The organism is Sphingomonas sp. EC-HK361, from assembly GCF_902498785.1.
GTDB lineage: Bacteria > Pseudomonadota > Alphaproteobacteria > Sphingomonadales > Sphingomonadaceae > Sphingomonas.
In genome coordinates this window covers 200,343-215,000 of the sequence record NZ_LR701492.1, presented here as the reverse complement: position 1 = coordinate 215,000, position 14,658 = coordinate 200,343, and the positions used below count along the sequence as shown (strand labels likewise).

The window sequence follows — 14,658 nt, the reverse complement described above, 5'->3', positions numbered from 1 at the left end:
TCAAGCCGGGAAATAGCTGGTTCTCCGCGAAAACTATTGAGGTAGTGCCTCGAGATTGACACCGTTGGGGGTAGAGCACTGGATGGATGCGGGGGTCGCGAGATCTACCAACTCTAACCAAACTCCGAATACCAACGAGTGATGCTCGGGAGACAGACGGCGGGTGCTAAGGTCCGTCGTCAAAAGGGAAACAGCCCTGACCAACAGCTAAGGTCCCCAAGTCACGTCTAAGTGGGAAAGCATGTGGGAATCCCAAAACAACCAGGAGGTTGGCTTAGAAGCAGCCATCCTTTAAAGAAAGCGTAACAGCTCACTGGTCTAAGCAAGGGTTCCTGCGGCGAAGATGTAACGGGGCTCAAGACGTGCACCGAAGCTTTGGGTGTGATCTTTGATCACGCGGTAGCGGAGCGTTCCGTAAGCCTGTGAAGCGATCTGGTAATGGGTCGTGGAGGTATCGGAAGTGCGAATGCAGACATGAGTAGCGATAAAGAGGGTGAGATGCCCTCTCGCCGAAAGACCAAGGGTTCCTGCGCAAGGCTAATCCGCGCAGGGTGAGCCGGCCCCTAAGACGAGCCCGAAGGGGGTAGTCGATGGGAACCACGTTAATATTCGTGGGCCTGGTGGTGTGTGACGGATGCTGTGTGTTGTCAGCTCTTATCGGATTGAGCTGGCTTCGAAAGTGTTCCAGGAAATAGCCCCACCGTATAGACCGTACCCGAAACCGACACAGGTGGTCAGGTAGAGTATACCAAGGCGCTTGAGAGAAGTGTCCTGAAGGAACTCGGCAAATTGCCTCCGTACCTTCGGAAGAAGGAGGCCCTCACCTTGCGCAAGCAGGATGAGGGGGCACAGGCCAGGGGGTAGCGACTGTTTAGCAAAAACACAGGGCTCTGCTAAGTCGGCTTCAAGACGACGTATAGGGCCTGACGCCTGCCCGGTGCCTGAAGGTTAAGTGGAGGAGTGCAAGCTCTGAAATGAAGCCCAGGTAAACGGCGGCCGTAACTATAACGGTCCTAAGGTAGCGAAATTCCTTGTCGGGTAAGTTCCGACCTGCACGAATGGCGTAACGACTTCCCCACTGTCTCCAGGACATGCTCAGCGAAATTGAATTCTCCGTGAAGATGCGGAGTACCCGCGGTTAGACGGAAAGACCCCGTGCACCTTTACTGCAGCTTCAGAGTGGCATTAGGAAAGAACTGTGTAGCATAGGTGGGAGGCTTTGAAGCGTTGGCGCCAGCCGGCGTGGAGCCATAGGTGAAATACCACCCTGTTGTTTTCTGATGTCTAACCTCGATCCCTGAAGCGGGATCAGGGACCCTCTGTGGCGGGTAGTTTGACTGGGGCGGTCGCCTCCTAAAGAGTAACGGAGGCGCGCAATGGTGGGCTCAGGACGGTTGGAAACCGTCTGTTAGAGTGCAATGGCATAAGCCCGCCTGACTGCGAGACTGACAAGTCGAGCAGAGACGAAAGTCGGTCATAGTGATCCGGTGGTCCCTCGTGGAAGGGCCATCGCTCAACGGATAAAAGGTACGCCGGGGATAACAGGCTGATAACCCCCAAGAGCTCATATCGACGGGGTTGTTTGGCACCTCGATGTCGGCTCATCACATCCTGGGGCTGGAGCAGGTCCCAAGGGTTTGGCTGTTCGCCAATTAAAGTGGTACGTGAGCTGGGTTCAGAACGTCGCGAGACAGTTTGGTCCCTATCTGCCGTGGGCGTCGAAATTTGAGAGGAGTTGACCCTAGTACGAGAGGACCGGGTTGAACATACCTCTGGTGTACCTGTCGTCGTGCCAACGGCGCAGCAGGGTAGCTATGTATGGACGGGATAACCGCTGAAAGCATCTAAGCGGGAAGCCTCCCTCGAGATAAGATTTCACAGGACGGTCGAAGACCACGACCTTGATAGATCGGATGTAGAAGTGCGGTAACGCATGGAGCTAACCGATACTAATTGTCCTATTCGCGCTTGAGAGTTCCACCATCAATGACAATACTGGGCCAGGCTCCATCGAAGTATCGACTTCGATGGATAAACCGGAAACCAGACACGTCAGCGAGGTCGGATGATCAGCTCGACGCCAGATTAGCAGCATTGCATCCGTCGCAATGCTGGCACACCAGCGCCCGGTGTTCCGGGATGCTGGCAACGCACCAGCGCCCGGTGTTTTCGGGTTGCTGGCAACAAAAGCGTGCACGCATCGATTTTTCAAAGACCCGTCACACACCCGTGACGGGCCCAGACCCCATGTCCCAACGCGCTTCACCCGCTTCATTGCCTGGTGGCCATAGCGTCGGTGTCCCACCCGATCCCATCCCGAACTCGGCCGTGAAACCCGACTGCGCCAATGGTACTACTGCCCAAGCAGTGGAAGAGTAGGTCGTCGCCAGGCATTGCAGCCGGTGAAGCGCCAAAGACAAAAGGTCGAACCAGAACCCATTCACACCCCTCGCCCCAAAAGGGCAACGCCTCCGCCCTTGGCGGAAGGCCACCGCGTCCATCAAAAGACGCGTCCGGTGACGCGGGGTGGAGCAGCCCGGTAGCTCGTCAGGCTCATAACCTGAAGGTCACAGGTTCAAATCCTGTCCCCGCAACCACCACCGACAATCCAAAACAAACCCCACAAGAACAATCTTCGAAAGCCCGTCCTCGCTCCCTCGCACATGCGAACAGCAACACCAGACGTTGCGACCACTCCCGCCCCGCGATCTCCCCGTTTTCAGGCCGCTGATAGTTAGTTTCGGTGTTCTCATGCCCTTGACGAGGGCGGTTGGTGAACTCGGCGGGCGCCATGCCGCCAAGGCTGCTGTGCTGATGCACGGTGTCGTAGTCGGTCCGCCATGCCTCAATGATCCGCCTCGCCGCAGCCAGCGAGTGGAAGAGATGCTCGTTCAGGCACTCGCCGCGCAGGCGACCATCGAAGCTCTCGACAAAGCCATTCTGCTGCGGGCCTTCGACAAGCTCAGGAGCGCCTTGCCCGGCGCGATGGAGTGCCGCTCGCCCCCGGTGTCCTGGCACTAGGCGAGGACGGCATGGCTGGTCAGCCCGGTGCCATTGTCGTCGACCACCACCATGCACGGCAGGCCGCGGCGCTCGGCGATGGATTGGGGCGCGGGGGTCCTCCTGCCGGTGACCTATTCGCTGTCGGACGCGGTTCAGTTTGAAGCGACGCCCGAGCTGGACGCCGCGGTCGATACGGACCGCCGGGGGCGGCACGCGGCTTATGGCAGCGCGGCGGGAATCGGATGGAAGATCGCCGAACCGGTGACGCTCACCGGGGAAGTGCAGGTCCTTCGCGACGACGATCCGCAAGGTGCAAGCACCCAGGCGCTCGCCGCGCTTTCGGTCGCCTACAGCGCCAGCGACGATCTGCAGTTCGATCTCTTCGGCGCGGGCGGGCTGAACCGCGACACGCCCGACGTGGAGATCGCCGCCGGGTTCGCCCGCCGCTTCTGACCGCGAGGTTCGCCAGCATTCGGCGCCCATTCCCAATAGTTGCACTAAACCGCGAGCGTCTGCTGCGCCAAGTCATTGAAAACACGAAGCACAGGTGTTTGGCATGAGTAATGCACCAAGACACCTCGTGGCCCTCTCGGCCGCCGAGGAGGAAATGTCATGGCTAGGATTTTCAACTATCCCGCGACCGTCGCACTGACGATGGCGGGGCTGTTGGTCGCTGCAACCGCGGAGGCCCGCCCCGCCGTTTCAAAGGCCGCAGGAATGACCCGAGCGGACCTCGATCAATGGGTAAGCGGCCCGCAACCCGCGGACGAACGTGAACGGTTGCTCACGCGGGCGCTCGCGGCCCCGGAACAGCGCCGCGTCGGCAAGCAACATTATTGTATCGACGATCGGTGGTCGAACCCGGCGGCGGTGCGCCGCGTGTGCCGGACGCGCGCCGATTGGCACCGTCTGGGTATCGAACCGCAGGTTTAAGCCTCTGAACGGCGCCGCTCGTCCGGGCGGCGCCGGTTACAGCGCCTTTTCGTAGACCGTATAAACCTTGTTTACCCGGCTCTGGATCGTCTCGGCGATCGAGCGCATGCCCTGGTTGTCGTCGAGGATCCAGCCGATCTCGCCGCGCGTCGCCCCGTAGCGGGTGACCGACGCGCGGCGGATATATTCGATCATCATGAAGGCCAGCTGGCTTGCCATCCGCGAAGATTGGAGTTCCTTGACGACGCCCATCAGCGGCACGCGCATGGTCTTTACCTTCGGTGCGCGCAGCCACAGCAGCAGCTTCGCCCAGCCGAAGGGCAGCAGCGATCCGTTCAGCGGCTTGATCGGCTCGTTGAGGTCGGGAAGGGTAATCATGAACGCGACGGGCTTGCCGTCCACCTCCGCGATGCGGATCAGGTCGTTGAAGACGATCGGCTTCAGCTTAACGCCGACATCCTTGATCTCGGGCGGGGTGAGGGGGACGAAGCCCCAATTTTCCGACCAGGCATCGTTCAGGATCCCAAGAATGATCGCCGCTTCGGAATCGAACTTGGACTTGTCGACCTCACGGATGCGGATCCGCGGGTTCTTCTCGCCCGACTGGATGATCCGTTTGACGATCGGCGGAAATTCCTGGGTGATGTCGAGCTCGTAGGTGAGCAGCTGCTTGACCGCGGCATAGCCGGCGCGCTCGATCCAGCCCTGATATTCGGGGCGGGCGTGGCCCATCATGATCGTCGGCGGATGATCGAAGCCCTGGGTCAGCAGCCCCGGCTCTTCCCAGATCGACTGAGACACGGGGCCGAGCGCGCGGGTCATGCCCTCGTTGCGCAGCCAGCCCTCCGCTGCGGCGAGGAGCGCCGTGAACACATCCTCGCGCTCGGCATCCATCAACCCCCAGAAGCCGGTGCCGGGGCCGAAACCCTGTCCGGCGGGCATGTCCAGCGCGAGCGTGTCGATATGGGCGGAGATCCGGCCGACGACGCGCCCCGCATCTTCGGCGAGGAAAAGCTGTGCCTTGGCGTGGCTGTACCAGCCATTCTTTTCCGGGGTGATGAGGCCAAGCGCCTCGCCTTTGAGCGGCGGAACCCAGTTGGGATCGTCGGCATAGAGGCGGAAAGGAAAATCGATGAAGACCTTGCGGTCCTTGCTGGTCGTCACGGGCCGGATCGTCACGGTCATGTCCTGGCTCTATCCCCCCAATTCTGCGCGCGCTTCCTAACCGACCCCGTCGATCATGGCGAGTGACGTTTCCGTCACCCGGACGCTGCCTGTCGACCCTTAAAAGCCACGCAATCGCCACTATCTGTCGGTAATGCCTCACGCCATGGACCAGAGCCTGACCCTAGACCGCGCGGGCACCGCGAGCGCTGCGCCGACCAAGGTGCCGACGCACCGCGTCGCCGACGACAAGGCGATGCTGCGCGCGGCGGCCGAGGCGACGCGCGATCTGCATGCGCCTTCGCAAGCCATCTATTGGGGCGATCTGGTCGCGTCGGCGGTCGTCGGATGGGGCGCGCTTGTGCTTGCGATCACGGCATCGTCGGTGTTCGTCACGATCCTGGCTGGCGTCGTGTCGATGCTCGCGCTCTATCGCGGGATCAGCTTCATTCACGAGCTGACCCATGTGAAGCACGCGTCGCTGCCGCATTTCCGGCTGGGCTATAATGCGCTGATCGGGGTGCCGATGCTGACGCCGTCCTTCATGTATGAAGGCGTGCACAATCTGCACCACGCCAAGACGCGGTATGGCACGTCGGACGACCCCGAATATCTGCCGCTCGCGCTGATGAAGCCTTGGACGCTGCCGCTGTTCATCGTCATCGCCGCGCTGGCGCCGGTCGGGCTGCTGATCCGCTATGCGATCCTGTCGCCGCTCTCGGTTGTCATTCCGGGGTTTCGCAAGGTCGTGGTCGAGCGCTTTTCGGCGCTCGCGATCAATCCGTCGTTCCGCAGGCGGATGCCGGAAGGCGCCTTTCGCACCCAGTGGAACCGGATCGAGACGGTGACGAGCCTGTGGGCGATCACGCTGGTGGTGCTCGTCGCGACCGGAACGCTCCCGCTGCGTGCCTTCCTGATCTTCCTCGGCGTCGCGTCGGCTGTCGCGGTGGTCAACCAGCTGCGCACGCTCGTCGCGCATCTGTGGGAGAATGAGGGCGAGGCGATGAGCGTGACCGCGCAGTATCTCGATACCGTCAACGTGCCGCCGCCGGCGACGCTGCCGATGCTGTGGGCCCCGGTCGGGCTACGCTATCACGCGCTGCATCACCTGCTGCCCGGCGTGCCGTACCATTCGCTTGGCGAGGCGCATCGGCGTATCTCCAATGTGCTGGCGGCGGACTCTCCCTATCACCAGGCAAGCTACAAGGGCATGCCGGGGCTGGTGTGGAAGATCGCGCGCAGCACAATGGTGGCGCGCTAGCTGCCCGCGTGTTGCCCCAGCGAAGGCTGGGGCCAATGTCTGGTCGGTGTGCCATTTGCGATAGACATGGACCCCAGCCTTCGCTGGGGTGACGTGTTACTTTGAAGGGCCAACGCTCAAAGCAGGCACCGCACGCGCCGCGTCGGCCGGGTCGATGCCCGGGCGCGCGCCGGCGGCGATCGTCTCCATCCCCCGCATCGCACGGCCCGCGCGCTGGATCGCCTCGACGAGGCGCGGATAGATGCCGCAGCGGCAAAGATTCGTGATGCTCGCGCGGATCACCTCTTCGCTCGGGTCGCTGTTCGCCTTGAGGAGCGCTGCCGCCGCCATGACCATCCCCGGGACGCAATAGCCGCACTGGACGACGTTTTCGGCGAGAAAGGCGAGCTGTACGGGGTGGGTGCGCTCCCGCGACAGCCCCTCGATCGTCGTCACGAACGCGCCTTCGGCCTCGGCGATCGTCATCCGGCACGATCGGACCGCGTGCCCGTCGACATCTACGGTGCACGCGCCGCAATGCCCCGTGCCGCAGCCATATTTGGTGCCCGTCAGATTCGACGCGTCGCGCAGTGCCCATAGCAGCGGCGTGGCCGGGTCCAGACGATACTCGATCGCCTGATTGTTGACGGTGAGGCGGGTCACGACGAAAGGGTCAGTCGCGCCAGCTCGTGTCGATCTTGTCGACCTTCCTGACCATCGCCGCGAAATCCGCCTCGCCGGGCTTCGTGCTTGCCTGCGCCATGTAGAGGTCGCGCTGATGCACCGCGATGACCTCGTCCGCCACGACCAGCGGCTTGCCCATGCTCATTGTCGCGACCTGTATCTCGCATGCGCGCTGGAGCGACCAATGCTTGATGAACGCCTCGGGCAGCGTCTTGCCCATCACCAGGATACCGTGGTTCTTCAGCAGCATCGCGCGCTTGCTGCCGAGGTGCGCGAGCAGTCGCTCGCCCTCCTCGTCGCGCACCGTCACGCCCTCGAAATCGTGATAGGCGATCTGCCCCGCGAAATTGCACGCGTAGAAATTGACCGGCTGCAATCCGCCCTCGACCGAGCTCACCGCCATCCCCGCGGTCGTGTGCGTGTGCATGATGCAGTGCGCGTCGGGCAAATGCCGGTGGAACAGCGCGTGCTGGACGAAGCCGGCGCGGTTGACCGGGTAGGGGCAGTCGTCGAGCTTGTTGCCGTCGATGTCGATCTTGACGAGGCTGGAGGCGGTGACCTCGCTGAAATGCAGCCCGAACGGGTTGATGAGAAACGCGCCGTCCTCGTCCTCCAGCTTCACCGTGATGTGGTTGTAGATCATCTCCGACCAGCCGAGCATGTCGAACACGCGGTAGCAGGCGGCGAGCTGCTGGCGCGCCTCCCATTCAGAGGCGGACATCTGCGCATTGCGTAGGGCGGTGGCCACTGGCTCTCTCCTTGTTCGATTTGCCGACAACTATAGGCGACGGCGAATGCCGAGCGCAAACGCCCCGCCCGGTTTCCGCGCAATCTGCATTGCCATTTGTGTCGTTGGCGGCTCTAAACCGGTTCCATAATATTCGAGAGGGGTCAGTTCTGGGCATGCACGTCGATTCCACCCACACCACCGAGGCCGCGGCGGGCGATGCCGCGCATGGCTATGACGCCCCCGACCTGCGCGTCTTCGTCTTCGCGCTGTTCTTCATCTTCGGCGGCATCACCAGCCTGAACGACGTCATCATTCCCAAGCTGAAAGAGCTGTTCACGCTCAATTACGCGCAGGCGCTGCTCGTCCAGTCGGCGTTCTTCGCGGCCTATGCCATCGTCTCGATCCCGGCAGCGGCGATCGTGCGGCGGGCGGGATATATGCGATCGGCAGTGATCGGGTTGCTGATGATGATGGCGGGCTGCCTGCTGTTCATTCCGGCCTCGGCCTCGGCGACGTTCGGCGTGTTCCTCTTCGCGCTGTTCGTGCTGGCGGCAGGCATCACCATCGTCCAGGTCGTCGCCAACCCGCTGATCTCGCTGCTCGGTAAGCCCAAGACGGCGCATAGCCGCCTGACCTTCGCACAGGCGTTCAACTCGCTCGGCACGACGATCTTCCCCTACGTCGGATCGGTGCTGATCCTGGGCGGGCTTGCCACGGTCGATGCGTCGAAGCTGACCGGCGCGGCGCTCGACGCCTATCGCGCGGCGGAGACGAAGACGGTCGTCCACACCTATATCGGCCTCGCCATCGCGCTCGCGATCGTCGCTGCCGTCGTTTGGACGCGGCGCAACCGCCTGAACGAGGAACAGTCGCAGAGCGGCAGCATCCTGAAGGCATTCGATCTGCTCGGCCGCCCGCGCTTCGGCATGGGGGCGGCGTGCATCTTCCTCTATGTCGGCGCAGAGGTCGCGATCGGCTCGCTCATCGTGAACTACCTCATGCAGCCGGGCGTGATGGGGCTGACCGATCAGGCCGCTGGCAAGCACGTGCCCTTCTACTGGGGCGGCGCGCTCGTCGGGCGGTTCATCGGCGCCTATGTCCTGTCGCGCGTCTCGCCGGGCAAGGTGCTCGCCGCGGTCGCGACCGGGTCGATCGCACTCATCCTGATTTCGGCGAATACCGCTGGGGCGGTATCGGGCTGGTCGCTGCTGGCGATCGGACTGTGCAACTCGATCATGTTCCCGACGATCTTCGCGCTTGCTTCCGAAGGACTCGGCAAGCGGACGGCCGAAGGATCGGGCGTCATCGCGACCGCGATCGTTGGCGGCGCGATCATCCCCCCACTGACGGGGATGCTCGCCGACACGAGCGGCAGCCTGCATTTCGCACTGCTGCTGCCGGCGCTGTGTTACGCGATGATCCTCGCCTACGGAATCTATGCGCGGCGGCCGGCGCCTGAGGTTCTGGCGGTGGGGTGAACGGGAGAGGATGTGCTCCCGCGAAGGCGGGAGCCCAGACTGGATCCCCGCCTCCGCGGGGATACATTTCTGCCCTTAATGGCCTAGCGCCGCCGCTTCCTCGTCCGTGAATCCCAAGCCGCGCAACACCTCGCGGTCGTTGCGTTCGCCAGCCATGACGGGGTCCACCGTCTCACTTTTCGAATAGCGCGGCGCCGGCGCAGGTTGCGTGACGCCGCCAGCCTCGACGAACGTCGCGCGCGCCACATTGTGCGGATCGACAAGCGCTTCGTCGAAATCGAGGACGGGGGCGAAGCACACGTCATGCCCCGCGAACGCCGCGACCCAGGCGTCGCGCGTCCGGGTCCGGAACCTGTCGGCGAGCTCGGCCTTCAGCCCCACCCAGCCGCGCGGATCGAACTGCGCATCCCACTTCGTCTCATCGAGCCCCATCACGCCGCGCAACGCGGCATAGAATTGCGGCTCGATCGCGCCGAGCGACACCCATTTCCCGTCCGCGGTTTCATAGGTGTCATAGAAATGCGCGCCGGTATCCAGCAGGTTCGTGCCGCGCGCGCCCGTCCAGCGCCCCATGCCGCGAAACCCCCAGATCATGCTCATCAGCAGCGCCGAGCCATCGGTCATCGCCGCATCGACGACTTGTCCGCGCCCGGTGCGCTGCGCATCGAGAATCGCCGCCAGCATCCCGAACGCAAGCATCATCGCGCCGCCGCCGAAATCACCGACCATGTTGATCGGCGGGGTCGGCTGCTCGCCCGCGCGGCCATAGGCGTGGAGCGCGCCCGAGATCGCGATATAGTTGATGTCGTGGCCGGGCTCTTGCGCCATCGGACCCGTCTGCCCCCAGCCGGTCATCCGGCCATAGACGAGTCGCGGGTTCTCCCCGATCAGCACGTCCGGCCCGAGCCCCAGCCGCTCCATGACGCCGGGGCGAAACCCCTCGATCAGCCCATCCGCGCCCGCCACGATCCGCCGCACCGCCGCGATGCTCTCGGGGCGCTTCAGGTCGAGCGCGATCGACCTGCGTGACCGAAGCAGCGGGTCTTTCGCGTCGATCGTGATCCCGCCCTTCGCCGGCCGGTCGATCCGGATCACCTCTGCGCCGTGATCGGCAAGCATCATTCCCGCGAAGGGACCCGGGCCAATCCCCGCCATTTCCACGATGCGAAGTCCGGTCAGCGGTGGGTTGGCCATGCCGTGCGCTCCTGTTGAGGCAACAGGCGTAAGGCGAACCATGCCGCGATCGCAAGCGTGGCATGACAAAAGTTATGGAATGCGGTGTTCGCTCAGGCTGCTTCGCTGAATTGCAAGCTTGCGAGCCGCGCGTAGAGGCCGCTCCTGGCCATCAGTGCGGCGTGGTTGCCGTCTTCGACGATGCGGCCGCCGTCCATGACGATGATCCGCTGCGCCGCGCGGACGGTGGCAAGGCGGTGGGCGATGACGAGGGTCGTTCGGCTCGTCATCAACCGTTCGAGCGCTTGCTGGACCAGCCGTTCGCTCTCCGCATCGAGCGCGCTCGTCGCCTCGTCCAGCAGCAGGACCGGCGCATCGCGCAGCAACGCGCGCGCGATCGCCACGCGTTGGCGCTGGCCGCCCGACAGGCGCGCGCCGCCTTCGCCGAGGAAAGTGTCGAGGCCTTGCGGCAACTCGCGCAGGAAGCCTGCCGCATTGGCCGCCTCGGCCGCGGCCCATAGCTGTTCGTCGCTCGCCTCCCAGTGGCCGTAGCGCAGATTGTCGCGGGCTGAGGCGCCGAAGATCACGGTTTCCTGCGGCACCATCGCGATGCGCGCACGGATCGCGGCGGGATCGGCGTCGCGCAGGTCGATGCCGTCCATCGTCAGGCGACCGGCGGCGGGGTCGTAGAAGCGCTGGATGAGCTGGAAGAGCGTCGTCTTGCCGGCGCCCGAAGGGCCGACGACTGCGACGGTTTCGCCGGGGGATACGGTCAGCGAGAAGTCGTGCAGCGCCGCGACTTCGGGCCGGGTCGGATAGCGGAACTCGACATGCTCGAACGCCAGCCGTCCAACGGCGGGCGCCGGGAGCGCGATCGGATGGGCGGGCACCGCGATCTCGGAGCGTTCGGCGAGCAGATCGGCGAGGCGCCCCGCCGCGCCGGCCCCGCGCAGCAGGTCGCCGTACACCTCGGTCAGCGCCCCGAATGCGCCAGCGACGATACCGCCGGTCAGCACGAACGCGGCGATCGCACCGCCGGTGATGCGCCCGGCGGCGACGTCGATCGCGCCCTCCCACAACACCAGCGTGATCGATCCGAACATCAGCCCGATGACGATCGCGGTCATGAACGCGCGGATCGCGATCCGGCGCTTGGCGGCGGCGAAGGTCGCGCTGACCGCGGCGTCGAAGCGGGCAGCCTCGCGGTCTTCCTGCCCGAATGCCTGGACGATCTTCATTGCGCCGAGCGTTTCGGTCGCAAGGCTGCCGACATCGGCGATGCGGTCCTGCGAGGTGCGCGACAGGTTGCGCACCCGCCGGCCGAGCAGCGCGATCGGCGCGATGATCAGCGGGATGCCAAGCACCAGCAGCCCGGCAAGCTTGGGCGAGATCGCGAAGAGGTAGATCAGCCCGCCGACCCCGGTGAACAGATTGCGCAGCGCGACCGAGACGGTGGTGCCGACGACCTGTTCGATCAGCGCGGTGTCGGAGGTGAGCCGCGAGGCGATCTCCGACGGGCGGTTCTCCTCGAAGAAGCGCGGTGCGAGGGTCAGCAGGTGGCGCTGCACCTTGAGCCGGATATCGGCGACGACCCGCTCGCCCAGCCAGGAGACGTAATAGAAGCGGATCGCGGTCGCGATGGCGAGGACGACGACGATCATGAGCAGATAGTGGAACGACGTGCCGACATCGCCGCCGCCGCCGGGGCCGAAGCCGCGGTCGATCACGCGCTTGAAGCCATAGGGAATCGCAATGGTGGCCGCCGACGTCGTCAGCAAGGCGCCCCAGGCTAAGGCGATCTGGCGGGGATAGCGTTTGGCGGTGTGCCAGACGATGGCGAGATTGCCGAGCCGGCGCGGCGGCTTCGCCTCCGCCGCTTCGGAAGATTCGGGGCGGGCGGCGGGTGCGGTGTCGGCCATGTCGTGTCGCGATCTAGCAGCCGCGCACCTGTGGCTCAACGGCCACCACGCGGGCCCGATTGCTGCGTTGCAACGTTGATACCGTTGTCACTACCCCGAAACGCGTTACGATGGTGGCAAGGATTTGGCGTTACAGGATACCTGATGCTCTACGATGCCTATGAAATGCAGCGATCGATGCTTGCCGGCGCGAGTGCGATGGCCAATTTCGGCGCCGGCCTGCTCAGCAACCCGGCAAACCCGTTTTCCTATTATGGCGGCGGTTCGGTCCTCGCCTCCGCGCTCGAGGTGTTCGCGCACGCAAGCGCGCCGCGCGGCAAGCCGGTGTTCGGGCTGACGACGACCACCGTCGATGGCCGCGAAGTCGCGGTGCGGGAAGAGGTGGTGCTGCAAAAGCCATTCGGGCAGTTGAAGCGCTTCGTGCGTGACGGCGTGGAAGGCGGCCCCAGGCTGCTAATCGTCGCCCCGATGTCGGGCCACTACGCCACGCTGCTGCGCGGGACGGTCGAGCGGATGCTGCCGACCGCGGACGTCTACATCACCGACTGGCGCGATGCAAAGCTGGTGCCGCTGGCCGACGGGCGTTTCGATCTGGACGATTATATCGACTATATCGTCGCGTTCCTGGAGGTGATGGGTCCCAATACGGATGCGGGCGGCACGCACATGCTTGCCGTCTGCCAGCCGTCGGTGCCCTGCTATGCCGCTGCGGCGATCATGAGCGCCGACAAGAATCCCTGCCGGCCGAAGACGCTGACGCTCATGGGCGGCCCGATCGACACGCGCGAGGCGCCGACCGCGGTCAACACGCTCGCGACCGAACGGCCGCATGCCTGGTTCCAGCAGAACGTCATCGCGACGGTGCCGGCCATGTATCCGGGCGGTGGGCGCAAGGTGTATCCGGGATTCCTCCAGCTTGCCGGCTTCATGTCGATGAACCTCGGCAATCACATGACGAGCCATTGGGAGATGTTCAAACATCTCGTCCAGGGCGATGGCGAGAGTGCGGACGCGACCAAGGATTTCTACGACGAGTATCGCGCGGTCTGCGACATGACGGCGGAGTTCTACCTCCAGACGGTCGATCTCGTGTTCCAGACTCACGCCTTGCCCAATGGCACGATGACTCACCGCGGTCGCCCGGTCGATCCTGCGGCCATCACCGACATCGCGCTGCTCGCGATCGAAGGCGAACGCGACGACATTTCAGGCGTCGGCCAGACAAAGGCCGCGCTGACGCTCGCGCCGAAGCTGCCAGCTGCTAAAAAGAAGTATCTGCTTGCCGAGGGCGCCGGACATTACGGCATCTTCAACGGCTCGAAATGGCGCACGAAGATCGCGCCGGTCGTCGAGGACTGGATCAGGGTAAACGGATGACGGTGTTTGGCACCCGCCCACAGCCTCACCATCACCCCGGACCTGATCCGGAGTCCCGCTAAATCGCAGGGAAGCAGGACCCCCGGCTCGAGCCTGTCCCGAGCTTCACCGAAGGGGCCGGGGTGACGTTAGTGATCGAACGTGGGCTACTTCAGCCCAGCGACCCGACGACCGCGTGATTTCCTTCCTCGTCGCCCTCGATCTTGCCGCCGAACAGCATCTTGACCTTGCCCGACAGCGACATGTCGGTTTCCCAGAGTTCCGCCGAATCCACGTCGAAGCGCAGCAGCGCGAGGTTGGGATCGTCCTTGCCGCCGGGAAACCAGGCCTCGACCTGCCTGTTCCACAGCGTATCGATCTGCGCGCGGTCATTGTCCTGCGAAATCTGGCCGTGGAGGCAGGCGAAGAAGTCGTGCCCCTTGGCCGCGAACTGCACCATCGCGTCGCCGCCGCCGATCGCGCGGTTGTCGCGGCCGACGAAGAAGAACAGCGCGTTCGGCTTGGTATCGTCGATCTGCGCGGTCAGCGGCTCGCTATGCTCGCCGGTGCCGGTCAATCCGACCATGACGAAGGGGCTGGACTTCAGCTTCGAAAGAAAGGTTTCGGCGATATCCTGATCGGCCACGGCAAATCTCCGGCGGTGAATGACTGATCCGAAAACGAGGAGCGCGGCGGTTGGTTGCGCGGTATCTGACGGCGGTAACAATCTGCAACAGTTCTGCTAACCCTATGTGCGGCAGCAATTTCGCTGCCTAATCAAAGGAGAAACGATGAGCGTTGCAGACTTGTGTTCGATCCTTGGCGTGATGATCGCGTTCGCGGCCCTTGCGGTCGAGATCGCGAAACGCACCAAGTAATCGACACACAGGAGGGGCTCGGCCTGGCAGCTGAGCCCCGAATGCAAAGAACCCCGACCGCTGGCACGGCCGGGGTTCAGATCTCAAAGGAATACCAATG

Annotated in this window: 11 protein-coding genes, 1 tRNA gene, 2 rRNA genes and 1 pseudogene (1 of these 15 cut by a window edge); 8 read left to right on the top strand and 7 right to left on the bottom strand. The window is 63.9% G+C overall.

Annotated features, from left to right (window positions below; genetic code table 11):
* The 3 genes from BOS5A_RS01390 to BOS5A_RS01380 form a co-directional block, all read left to right on the top strand.
* Positions 1–1,973, top strand: a 23S ribosomal RNA gene (locus tag BOS5A_RS01390); it begins 810 nt to the left of the window's first position.
* 304 nt (positions 1,974–2,277) lie between these two features.
* Positions 2,278–2,392, top strand: a 5S ribosomal RNA gene (gene rrf / locus BOS5A_RS01385).
* A 128-nt stretch (positions 2,393–2,520) separates the two neighbouring features.
* Positions 2,521–2,597 (top strand) — tRNA-Met (locus BOS5A_RS01380).
* Positions 2,598–2,757: 160 nt separating this feature from the next.
* Here the strand turns inward: BOS5A_RS01380 and BOS5A_RS16275 are convergent.
* Positions 2,758–3,134, bottom strand: a pseudogene (locus BOS5A_RS16275) (integrase core domain-containing protein); the annotation flags it as partial.
* On the opposite strand from BOS5A_RS16275, the gene BOS5A_RS16060 reads away from it, so the two are divergent.
* Positions 3,055–3,456: a transporter gene (locus BOS5A_RS16060; protein WP_234419146.1), complete on the top strand. Its 402-nt coding sequence runs from the start codon at positions 3,055–3,057 to the stop codon at positions 3,454–3,456. The pseudogene BOS5A_RS16275 and the gene BOS5A_RS16060 sit on opposite strands and share 80 nt — an antisense overlap.
* A 159-nt stretch (positions 3,457–3,615) precedes the next feature.
* Positions 3,616–3,936 carry a hypothetical protein gene (locus tag BOS5A_RS01370; protein ID WP_151953419.1) on the top strand — a complete coding sequence of 107 codons (321 nt, stop codon included), beginning with the start codon at positions 3,616–3,618 and terminating at the stop codon, positions 3,934–3,936.
* Between the two features lie 36 nt (positions 3,937–3,972).
* On the opposite strand, the gene BOS5A_RS01365 is transcribed toward BOS5A_RS01370, so the two are convergent.
* Positions 3,973–5,121 carry an N-acetyltransferase gene (locus BOS5A_RS01365; RefSeq protein ID WP_151953418.1) on the bottom strand — a complete coding sequence of 383 codons (1,149 nt, stop codon included), beginning with the start codon at positions 5,119–5,121 and terminating at the stop codon, positions 3,973–3,975.
* Between the two features lie 133 nt (positions 5,122–5,254).
* Here BOS5A_RS01365 and BOS5A_RS01360 point away from each other — a divergent pair, with 133 nt between their 5' ends.
* Positions 5,255–6,361 carry a fatty acid desaturase family protein gene (locus BOS5A_RS01360; protein WP_234419145.1) on the top strand — a complete coding sequence of 369 codons (1,107 nt, stop codon included), beginning with the start codon at positions 5,255–5,257 and terminating at the stop codon, positions 6,359–6,361.
* 96 nt (positions 6,362–6,457) lie between these two features.
* Here the strand turns inward: BOS5A_RS01360 and BOS5A_RS01355 are convergent, their stop codons facing one another.
* Together BOS5A_RS01355 and BOS5A_RS01350 are read right to left on the bottom strand one after the other, a co-directional pair.
* Positions 6,458–7,003 carry a (2Fe-2S)-binding protein gene (locus BOS5A_RS01355; protein ID WP_151953417.1) on the bottom strand — a complete coding sequence of 182 codons (546 nt, stop codon included), beginning with the start codon at positions 7,001–7,003 and terminating at the stop codon, positions 6,458–6,460.
* Between the two features lie 10 nt (positions 7,004–7,013).
* Complete coding sequence (locus BOS5A_RS01350) at positions 7,014–7,772, bottom strand: class II aldolase/adducin family protein (RefSeq protein ID WP_151953416.1); 759 nt, start codon at positions 7,770–7,772, stop codon at positions 7,014–7,016.
* 155 nt (positions 7,773–7,927) lie between these two features.
* Between BOS5A_RS01350 and BOS5A_RS01345 the strand changes: the two genes are divergently transcribed.
* The gene (locus BOS5A_RS01345) at positions 7,928–9,232 is read left to right on the top strand and encodes a sugar MFS transporter (protein ID WP_151953415.1); all 1,305 of its coding nucleotides are present in this window, start codon (positions 7,928–7,930) and stop codon (positions 9,230–9,232) included.
* Between the two features lie 75 nt (positions 9,233–9,307).
* On the opposite strand, the gene BOS5A_RS01340 is transcribed toward BOS5A_RS01345, so the two are convergent.
* A complete protein-coding gene (locus BOS5A_RS01340) occupies positions 9,308–10,426 on the bottom strand; it encodes a CaiB/BaiF CoA transferase family protein (protein WP_151953414.1) in 1,119 nt (372 codons plus the stop codon).
* Positions 10,427–10,518: 92 nt separating this feature from the next.
* On the bottom strand, positions 10,519–12,324 hold the full coding sequence (locus BOS5A_RS01335; RefSeq protein WP_151953413.1) for an ABC transporter transmembrane domain-containing protein: 1,806 nt from the start codon (positions 12,322–12,324) through the stop codon (positions 10,519–10,521).
* 144 nt (positions 12,325–12,468) lie between these two features.
* Between BOS5A_RS01335 and BOS5A_RS01330 the strand changes: the two genes are divergently transcribed.
* On the top strand, positions 12,469–13,701 hold the full coding sequence (locus tag BOS5A_RS01330) for a polyhydroxyalkanoate depolymerase (RefSeq protein ID WP_151953412.1): 1,233 nt from the start codon (positions 12,469–12,471) through the stop codon (positions 13,699–13,701).
* Between the two features lie 151 nt (positions 13,702–13,852).
* Here the strand turns inward: BOS5A_RS01330 and BOS5A_RS01325 are convergent, their stop codons facing one another.
* The gene (locus BOS5A_RS01325) at positions 13,853–14,326 is read right to left on the bottom strand and encodes a pyridoxamine 5'-phosphate oxidase family protein (RefSeq protein WP_151953411.1); all 474 of its coding nucleotides are present in this window, start codon (positions 14,324–14,326) and stop codon (positions 13,853–13,855) included.
* Positions 14,327–14,658 lie beyond the last annotated feature (332 nt).

Coding starts and splice junctions, on each gene's coding strand:
- BOS5A_RS01370 (WP_151953419.1), top strand. CDS start 3,616: ATGGCTAGGATTTTCAACTATCCCGCGACCGTCGCACTGACGATGGCG.
- BOS5A_RS01335 (WP_151953413.1), bottom strand. CDS start 12,324: ATGGCCGACACCGCACCCGCCGCCCGCCCCGAATCTTCCGAAGCGGCG.
- BOS5A_RS01345 (WP_151953415.1), top strand. CDS start 7,928: ATGCACGTCGATTCCACCCACACCACCGAGGCCGCGGCGGGCGATGCC.
- BOS5A_RS01360 (WP_234419145.1), top strand. CDS start 5,255: ATGCCTCACGCCATGGACCAGAGCCTGACCCTAGACCGCGCGGGCACC.
- BOS5A_RS01365 (WP_151953418.1), bottom strand. CDS start 5,121: ATGACCGTGACGATCCGGCCCGTGACGACCAGCAAGGACCGCAAGGTC.
- BOS5A_RS01330 (WP_151953412.1), top strand. CDS start 12,469: ATGCTCTACGATGCCTATGAAATGCAGCGATCGATGCTTGCCGGCGCG.
- BOS5A_RS01340 (WP_151953414.1), bottom strand. CDS start 10,426: ATGGCCAACCCACCGCTGACCGGACTTCGCATCGTGGAAATGGCGGGG.